Source organism: Micromonospora sp. S4605 (assembly GCF_003176715.1).
In the GTDB taxonomy this organism is placed as follows: Bacteria; Actinomycetota; Actinomycetes; order Mycobacteriales; family Micromonosporaceae; genus Micromonospora; species Micromonospora echinaurantiaca.
On the sequence record NZ_QGSW01000072.1, the window covers coordinates 1 to 3,012 of the forward strand.

General features: G+C 75.1%; 2 protein-coding genes. One reads left to right on the forward strand and one right to left on the reverse strand.

All coding sequences use genetic code 11. The features are described from left to right. Positions 1–12 precede the first annotated feature (12 nt). Positions 13–1,143 (reverse strand): glycine cleavage system aminomethyltransferase GcvT, encoded by a 1,131-nt coding sequence (gene gcvT / locus DLJ47_RS03990; protein WP_109898750.1) that lies wholly within the window; start codon positions 1,141–1,143, stop codon positions 13–15. A gap of 161 nt (positions 1,144–1,304) precedes the next feature. Between gcvT and DLJ47_RS03995 the strand changes: the two genes are divergently transcribed. Beyond that, on the forward strand, positions 1,305–2,876 hold the full coding sequence (locus tag DLJ47_RS03995; RefSeq protein WP_109898751.1) for a leucyl aminopeptidase: 1,572 nt from the start codon (positions 1,305–1,307) through the stop codon (positions 2,874–2,876). Positions 2,877–3,012 lie beyond the last annotated feature (136 nt).

A 3,012-nucleotide genomic window follows, 5' to 3' on the forward strand; every position in this document is an offset into this window, starting at 1 on the left:
GTCCCCGGGGGGTTACTTGACCGAGGGGTGGACGAAGGGGGGACGGGTGACGCGCATCTGGGCGCGGCGGCCGCGGATGTCGACCTCGACCAGGTCGCCGTCGGCCAGGTTGGCGGCGGTGTCGAGCAGGGCCAGGGCGATGCCCTGCTTCCTCGTCGGCGAAAAGGTGCCGCTGGTGATGGCGCCGACCGACGTGTCGCCGACGTGCACCGTCATGCCGGGGCGCGGGATGGCCCGGTCCACGGCCTCCAGGCCGCGCAGCGTACGCCGGGGGCCGGCCGCCTTCTCGGCGCGCAACGCGTCCCGGCCCCAGAAGGCCGGCTTGTCCCAGCCGACCGCCCAGCCGGAGCGGGCCTGCACCGGGCTGATCTCCAGCGACAGGTCCTGCCCGTGCAGCGGGTACCCCATCTCGGTGCGCAGGGTGTCCCGGGCGGCCAGCCCGCAGGCGCGCAGCTCGTACGTCGCGCCGGCGGCGAAGAGCGCGTCCCAGACCGCGACGGCGTGCTCGGCCGGCACCACCAGTTCGTAGCCCAGCTCGCCGGTGTAGCCGGTGCGGCAGACGGTCAGCGGCACCCCGTCGAGGGTGGCGGTGGAGAAGCTCATGTACTCGTGCCCGGTGGGCAGGCCGAGCGCGCCGAGCAGGTCGGCCGAGCGCGGCCCCTGCACGGCGAGGACCGCGTACGCCTCGTGCTCGTCGGTGACCGTGACCGACGCCGGCGCGGCGGCGCGCAGCCGGCGCACCACCTCGGCGGTGTTCGCGGCGTTCGGGATGAGGAAGACGTGGTCGTCGCCGTGCAGGTAGGCGATGATGTCGTCCACCACGCCGCCGGTGGCGTCGTCGCAGCAGAGCGTGTACTGCGCCCGGCCCGGCCCGATCCGGCCCAGGTCGTTGCTCAGGCAGGCGTTGACGAACTCCGCCGCGTCGGGGCCGGCCACCCGCGCCTTGCCCAGGTGCGAGACGTCGAAGACGCCGACCGCGGTACGCACCGCGGTGTGCTCCTTGAGCACCCCGCCGCCGGCGTACTCCAGGGGCATCTCCCAGCCACCGAACGGGGCGAACTTGGCGCCGAGAGCGGTGTGCCGCTCGTGCAGCGGGGAACGGCGCAGCCGGGTCGCGGCGGCCTCGGAGGTCACGTCGGTCATGGGTGGCAACTTACCGGCAGCCCACCGGCTGGTTAGCATCGGCGGGACCCGCCGGAGCCGTCGGCGGGACAGCCCCGACATCCGGCGGGTACGGTCCGCCGGAGACCTTCATCGCCGGTACGCGACGACGCGGCCGGCCCGGCCCGCCCGGAGTAGCTTCAGTGACATCGCCCAGCACCACCCTGAGCCTGGTCGACACCGACCCCGCCGAGCTTGCCGTCGACGCGATCGTGATCGGCGTGCACAGCCAGACCGGAGAGCAGGACGCCACCAGCGGCCTCGCCGGCACCCTGCTGCTCGCCAGTGGCGCGGAGAGCATCGCCGCCGCCTTCGACGGCAAGCTGACCGAGACGCTGGCGCTGCTCGGCGCGACCGGCGGCCCCGGCGAGGTGGTCAAGCTGGCCACCCTGGGCACGGTGACCGCCCCGCTGGTCGCCGCCGTCGGGCTCGGCCCGGAGCCCTCCGGCGCCGCCCCGGCTCCGGAGACCCTGCGCCGCGCCGCCGGCGCGGCCGTCCGAGCCCTGGCCGGCGCGCCCCGGGTGGCGCTCGCCCTGCCGGTGCCCGACGACGCCGACGCCGCGACCGCGCTGCGCGCGGTGGCCGAGGGCGCGCTGCTCGGCGGCTACCGGTTCGCCGGCTACAAGACCCGGCCGCAGCCGACCCGCCGGGAGCCGGTGGCCGAGGTGCTGGTCGCCGTGCCGGACGCGGGCGACGCCGCCGCCCAGGCCGAGGTGGCCCGCGCCCAGGCGGTCGCCGACGCCGTCCGGCGCAGCCGGGACTGGGTCAACACGGCCCCGAACGAGCTGCGCCCGCCGGCCTTCGCCGACGCGGTGGCCACCGCCGCCCGGGAGGCCGGGCTGGAGGTCGAGGTGCTGGACGAGGCGGCGCTGCGCGCCGGCGGCTACGGCGGCATCATCGCCGTCGGCCAGGGCTCGGAGGCTCCGCCGCGACTGGTGAAGCTGAGCTACACCCCGGCCGGTGGCGGCACCGGCAAGCGGGTCGCGCTGGTCGGCAAGGGCATCACCTTCGACACCGGCGGCATCTCGATCAAGCCGGCGCAGGGCATGTGGGAGATGAAGTCCGACATGGCCGGGGCCGCCGCGGTGGGCGCCGCCATGCTGGCGATCGCCGCGCTCAAGCCGTCCGTGGCGGTGACCGGGTACCTGCCGATGGCGGAGAACATGCCGTCCGGCACGTCGTACCGGCCGGGCGACGTGATCAGCATGTTCAACGGCAAGAAGGTGGAGGTGCTCAACACCGACGCCGAGGGCCGGATGATCCTGGCCGACGCGATCGCCCGGGCCTGCGCGGACGGCTGCGACTACCTCTTCGAGACCTCCACCCTGACCGGCGGGCAGGTCATCGCGCTGGGCAAGAAGATCGCCGGCGTGATGGGCAGCCCGGAGCTGTGCGAGCGGGTGAAGGCCGCCGGCGAGGCGACCGGCGAGCCGGCCTGGCCGATGCCGCTGCCGGACGACGTGCGCAAGGGCATGGACTCCGACGTCGCCGACATCTCGCAGGTCAACGCCGGGATGGACCGGGCCGGCCACATGCTGCAGGGCGGGGTGTTCCTGCGCGAGTTCGTCGCCGACGACGTGGCCTGGGCACACATCGACATCGCCGGGCCGGGCTACCACTCGGGCGAGCCGACCGGCTACTGGACCAAGGGCGGCACCGGCGTCCCGGTCCGCACCCTGGTCCACCTGGTCGACGACATCGCCGCCAACGGCTGACCCACCCCCGTCGGCGGGGTGACGACCCGCGCACGTACACCGAAAGAGTGGCCATTCCGTCCGGGGTGGCCACTCTTTCCGTGTAGGAGCGGCCTCCCGACGGGGCGGGGCGGTGCCCGGCCGGGTGTGCGGCGGG